This is a genomic window from Streptomyces sp. SID1328 (assembly GCF_009865595.1).
GTDB lineage: Bacteria > Actinomycetota > Actinomycetes > Streptomycetales > Streptomycetaceae > Streptomyces > Streptomyces griseoluteus.
On record NZ_WWKH01000396.1, the window covers coordinates 1 to 5,702 of the forward strand.

The following is a 5,702-nucleotide window of genomic DNA, read 5'->3' on the forward strand; positions in this document are numbered from 1 at the left end:
GAGGGCGGCGGCCAGCGCCCGCCGGACAGAACGCCGGCGTCTGCCGCCGGCCGGGGAAGTGCCGGAGGTTTCACTCATGGGGGTGCCTTCCGGGGTACGGGATGAGGTGCGGGGACCCCGCGAGCCTCTTGAGAGCGCTCTCAGGGTGGGCACAATGTGCCCCCCGCTCCTGCGGGCGTCAAGGGTTGAAGCAGGGAAACTCCTTATGGGACAGGGGAGTTCACTGTCCGAAGGCGGGCTTACCGGTGTGGATCGCGTGCTCAGCAGGACGCGCGGCCCCGACTTCCCCCCGCCCCCGCGTGCCATGATCGGAGCAGGCGTGCCGAAAGGGTGAGACATGAGGCTGACGATTCTGGGGGGCGGCGGGTTCCGGGTGCCGCTCGTGTACGGCGCGCTGCTGGGCGACCGGGGTGAGGGGCGGGTGACCGAGGTCGTCCTGCACGACGTCGACGCCGGGCGGCTGGACGCGGTGACGCGAGTGCTGGCCGAGCAGGCGGACGGGATGCCGGACGCGCCCGTGGTGCGGGCGACCACCGATCTCGACGACGCGCTGCGCGGGGCCGACTTCGTGTTCTCCGCGATCCGGGTCGGCGGGCTGCGCGGGCGGGCCGAGGACGAGCGGGTGGCGCTGGCCGAGGGGGTGCTCGGGCAGGAGACCGTGGGCGCGGGGGGCATCGCGTACGGGCTGCGGACCGTGCCCGTCGCCGTCGACATCGCCCGGCGGGTGGCCCGGCTCGCGCCCGACGCCTGGGTCATCAACTTCACCAACCCTGCCGGACTGGTCACCGAGGCCATGGCCCGGTACCTCGGCGACCGGGTCATCGGTATCTGCGACTCCCCGGTCGGCCTCGGCCGCCGTGTCGCCCGTGCCCTCGGTGCCGACCCGGGCGAGGCGTTCGTCGACTACGTCGGCCTCAACCACCTCGGCTGGGTACGCGGCCTGCGCATCGCCGGACGCGACGAACTGCCGCGCCTGCTGGCCGACCCGGACCGCCTCGGCTCCTTCGAGGAGGGGCGGCTGTTCGGCCCCGAGTGGCTGCGCTCCCTCGGCGCGATCCCCAACGAGTACCTGCACTACTACTACTTCAACCGCGAGACCGTACGCGCCTACCAGGAGGCCGAGCAGACCCGAGGCGCCTTCCTGCGCGACCAGCAGTCCCGGTTCTACACCGACGCGCTGCGCCCCGGCGGGTCCGCGCTGCGGGCCTGGGAGCACACCCGCGCCGAGCGCGAGGCCACGTACATGGCGGAGAACCGGGAGAGCGCCGGGGCCGGGGAGCGCGAGGAGGAGGATCTGTCGGGCGGGTACGAGCAGGTGGCGCTCGCCCTGATGCGGGCCGTCGCCCGCGACGAGCGCACCACCCTGATCCTCAACGTCCGCAACCGCTCCACGCTCACCGCGCTGGACGCGGACGCGGTGATCGAGGTGCCCTGCCTGGTCGGCGCGGACGGCGCGCACCCGCTGGCCACCGACCCGCTGCCGGGACACGCCACCGGGCTGGTCTGCTCGGTCAAGGCGGTGGAGCGGGAGGTGCTGGCCGCCGCCGAGTCGGGATCGCGGGAGACGGCTGTGAAGGCGTTCGCGCTGCATCCGCTTGTCGACTCGGTCAGCGTGGCCCGCAGACTGGTCGACGGTTACACCGCGGCCCACCCGGAGCTGGCGTATCTGAAGTGAACACGGGTGGGGGCCGCTCCGCCGAGCGGCCCCCACGCGGGTCGTACGAGGCTCAGCCGGTGAAGCCGGCCGTGATCGAGGTGAACTGCCAGTTGCTCTGGTTGATGCCGGAGCAGTTGCTCACGACACCGCCGCCGGCGCACGGCCGGTCCCGGTTGACAGCCCAGTAGGCGAGCCGGGCGATGTGGTGCGAGTTGCTCCAGTCGCGGATCTTGGTCCAGATCTCCGGCGTGGTGTTCTCCTGCTGGTCGGACAGACCGTTCATGCCGGAGATGCCGATGTGGGAGTACGCGGTCGCGTCGTCCCAGCCGAAGGTCGACTTCAGCTTGGCCTTCAGACCCTCGGCCGCGTTCACCGTGTTGCCGTACATGTCCGAGCCGCCGCCGAAGTCGAACGGCATGATCGTGAACACGTCGATGTCGGCGCCGATCGACTTGGCCTGCTCGATGAGCCGGTTGCCGTAGTAGGTCGGGCCGGTGGTCGTGGTGCCGAAGGTGACGATGGTCTTCAGGCCGGGGTTGTTCGCCTTGACCGTCTTCAGCGCGGTGAGGATCTTCGCCTGCACGGCCTCGTTCTCGAACTCGTCCGTGTTCTCGATGTCCATGTCGATCGATTTCAGCGAGTAGGCGTCGATCACCTTCTGGATCGCGCCGGCCAGCGCGCCCGCCGAGGAGCAGTTGGCGCCGAGCTTGCTGCCCTGCCAGCCGCCGAAGGAGGGCACGATGTCACCGCCGGCCGAGCGGATCTGGTTGATCGCACTCTGGTCGGCCCCGCCGGTGAGCGGCCGGCTGCCGTCCCACGCCGGGTTGCAGCCGCCGGAGTCCAGCACGAACGCCATGGTGAACCACTTCACCCCGGTCGCGTTCATCACCGTCGCCGGGTTCGGCGGGTCGCCCCAGCCCTCGTACAGATACGGCGCGGCCTGCTTGAAACCGGTGCCGCCGCCCGACCCCGCGCTCGTCGTCACCGAGACCGAGTTGGAGGCGCCGGAGGTGTTCCCGGCCGCGTCCCGTGCCTTCACGGTGAAGGTGTAGGCGGTGCTCGGCGAGAGCCCGCTGACCGTGGCCGTCGTCCCGGAGACGCTGAGCACCTGGTTGGAGCCGCTGTAGATGTCGTACGCGGTGACGCCCACGTTGTCGGTGGCCGCGTTCCACTGCAGCGAGACGCTGCCCGAGGTCTTGCCGGTCGAGGTGAGGCCGGTCGGTGTGCTCGGCGCCTGGGTGTCACCGCCGCCCCCGCCGCCCGGCCCGTCCAGGCTGATGTCGTCCGCCTGGTAGGAGCCCTGCGCGTACCAGCCGTGCACGTACACGGTCGCGCTGGTCTGCGAGGCGCCGGTGGTGAAGGAGACGGTGAGCTGGCTGTACGCCGACGGGGACGAGGTCCAGGTCGAGGCGCCGCCGTCCACCCCGAGGTAGACGTACGAGCCGCGGACCCAGCCGCTGAGGGTGTACGCGGTGTTCGGCTTCACGGCGACGGTCTGCGCGCACTGCGCGGTGTCGCTCGAACTCACCGCGCCCTGCAGCGCCTTGGAGCCGCCGTGCACGGGGGAGGAGACGACCGAGCCGAGGTTGCCGGAACAGGTCCACGGGGACAGGCCGCCCGACTCGAAGCCGGGGTTGGTGAGCACGTTGGCCGCCTCGGCGGTGCCCGGCAGGGCGACGGCCCCGCCGAGTGCCAGGGCGGCGGTGCCGACCAGGGCGAGAAGCCGGCGTCTGGGACGCCCGAGAATGTGTCGCACGCGATCTCCCTGATGGTATGGGGGCGTTCGGGAGTGCACCGGGGTGCGGGAAGTGCGGAACGAGCCTGCGGAGAGTGCGCCCCCCAAAGTGGTATGGACCAATCCAACTGTCAAGGGACAGCGCGGGATTGGTCCATACCGGGATGGTGACGGAGTACTACAGCGGCAGCGCGGCTCCGGCTCCCGCCGCTGCGGCGGCCGACGCGGCGAGCGGGGCGGTGGGCGCGGGCAGGCGTACCTCCGCCTCCTCGGGCTCCTGCTCGGTGAGCGTCGGCGGGCCCAGCGGGCGCGGCCCGGAGACCACCGCGTAGTCTTGGCCCAGGAACGGCGGCTCGACAGTGCCCGGGTCCTCACCCAACGCCAACTGCACGGCGGCCCAAGGGGCGTTGACCCCGCACAGGGAGAGCTGGTGCAGCCCGCCGGCGGCACGGGTGTTCACGTCGAGCAGCACCGGCCGGTCGCCCAGCATGCGGAACTGGATGTTGGACAGGTAGTGCAGCCCGAAGCCCTCCGCGATCAGCCGGGCCGGCTCCAGCCAGCGCTCGTCCAGGGTGAAGCCGCGCCGCCGGCCGTTCTTGGTGCGGCCCACCATCAGCCGGATCCGGTTGTCCGGGCCGGTCAGGCAGTCCACCGACACCTCCGGCTGCTCCAGCCTGGGCATCACCAGCAGGTCCACCGGCTCCTCGGCCTCCCGCAGCGCCGACACCGCCAGATCGAGCTGCACGTACGGGCTCGGGAAGCCGCTCAGGTGGGCCACCGAGAAGGGCGAGCGGGTGATCATCCGGAAGCCGACGCCGCCCGCACCGGAGGCGGGCTTGAAGCACGCCCGGTATCCGGCCGCCTCCAACTCCTTCACTGCTGTCAGAAGTTCGTCCGCCGTACGGACCCGGAACCACGGCGGCACCGGCACGCCCACCGAACGGACCGCCTCGTACGCGGTCACCTTGTCCTCGAACACCGCCACCGCCTCCGGCGTCGGCGCCAGCAGGGCCGTGCCCGCCGCGGCGAAGTCGGCGCGGTGCGCCACGATCGCCGCCTGGTGCAGCCGGGGCACGAAGACATCGATGCCACGCCGGGCGCACTGGTCGAGCGCGTACTCGACGTACCCGGCCGGGGACAGCCCCTCCGGCTCCAGCGCGGCGGTGTCGGCGGCGGCCAGCACGGGGGAGTCCGGGTCACCGTGCGTCGCGTGGATCTCCACGGCGCGGTCGCTCGGGTTTCTCCGGAGCTGATCCATGAAGAACACGTTCTCCGCGTACGTGCGGTTGAGCCATACGCGTACGCGAGAGACCATGCGGGCCGCCTTTCGGAGGTTTTCGGGCAGGACTCAGCGGTCCGCGCCCGGACAGTAGGAAGGAAGGGTCACCAAACCGCCCTAAGAAAAGGGGTGTTGGGCGGCGAGTGATGGGGCGATCATACGGCCTGCGCGGAGTGGTTCGTGCAACGCGGGTGTTACGGATTCGCCGGGCGCGCCGGCACCGGAAGAGGGCCGCTCTTGCCCGTGCCCCGGCGATGTGCTGTCGTGGTGCCGCACCGCAGTGTCGTGGGAGGTCGGGTACCGGGTGATCGAGGAGCTGCTGCCGGACACGGTGGTCGCCGTGGAGTCGTACGGCGTCCCCGACGACGACCCGGACACCGCGCTCTTCCCCGAGGAACGGGCACTGGTGGACCGCGCGGTCGCCAAGCGGCGCCTGGAATTCACCTCGGCGCGGGTCTGTGCCCGGCGCGCGATGGAGAAGCTCGGCCGGGCGCCCGCCCCCGTGCCGACCGGCGAGCGCGGCGCGCCCGTCTGGCCGGACGGCCTGCTCGGCAGCATGACCCACTGCGACGGCTACCGGTGCGCGGCCCTGGCCCGCACCGGTGACCTCGCGTCCCTCGGTATCGACGCCGAGACGCACGCACCGCTGCCCGAGGGCGTCCTCGACTCCATCTCGCTGCCCGCCGAACGCGACCGCCGGCGGGCGCTGGCCGCCGCCCGGCCCGGTGTGCACTGGGACAGGCTGCTGTTCAGCGCCAAGGAGTCCGTCTACAAGGCGTGGTTCCCGCTGACCCGCGCCTGGCTGGACTTCTCCGAGGCTGACATCGACCTGGTCCCCACACACGACGACCGGGGTACCTTCCACGCCCGGCTGCTGGTGCCGGGCCCTTCGGTGGGTGGCCACCGCGTGACCGGATTCGACGGCCACTGGCGCACCGGCGACGGGCTGGTCCTGACGGCGGTGACCGTCCCGGCCGCTTAGGGCCTGTTCGGCGGATCAGGGGGCGGGGAAGCAGCGGTGCCGATCGACC

At 71.8% G+C, this 5,702-nt stretch carries 4 protein-coding genes; 2 read left to right on the top strand and 2 right to left on the bottom strand.

Features of this window, described 5'->3' with window-relative positions:
• Positions 1–337: 337 nt before the first annotated feature.
• A complete protein-coding gene (locus GT030_RS11870; RefSeq protein ID WP_161201075.1) occupies positions 338–1,675 on the top strand; it encodes a 6-phospho-beta-glucosidase in 1,338 nt (445 codons plus the stop codon).
• Positions 1,676–1,727: 52 nt separating this feature from the next.
• On the opposite strand, the gene GT030_RS11875 is transcribed toward GT030_RS11870, so the two are convergent.
• Positions 1,728–3,413 carry a carbohydrate binding domain-containing protein gene (locus GT030_RS11875; protein WP_161201076.1) on the bottom strand — a complete coding sequence of 562 codons (1,686 nt, stop codon included), beginning with the start codon at positions 3,411–3,413 and terminating at the stop codon, positions 1,728–1,730.
• A gap of 157 nt (positions 3,414–3,570) precedes the next feature.
• Positions 3,571–4,707 (bottom strand): ATP-grasp domain-containing protein, encoded by a 1,137-nt coding sequence (locus GT030_RS11880; protein ID WP_161201077.1) that lies wholly within the window; start codon positions 4,705–4,707, stop codon positions 3,571–3,573.
• Positions 4,708–4,975: 268 nt separating this feature from the next.
• On the opposite strand from GT030_RS11880, the gene GT030_RS11885 reads away from it, so the two are divergent.
• On the top strand, positions 4,976–5,653 hold the full coding sequence (locus GT030_RS11885; protein ID WP_161201078.1) for a 4'-phosphopantetheinyl transferase superfamily protein: 678 nt from the start codon (positions 4,976–4,978) through the stop codon (positions 5,651–5,653).
• Positions 5,654–5,702 lie beyond the last annotated feature (49 nt).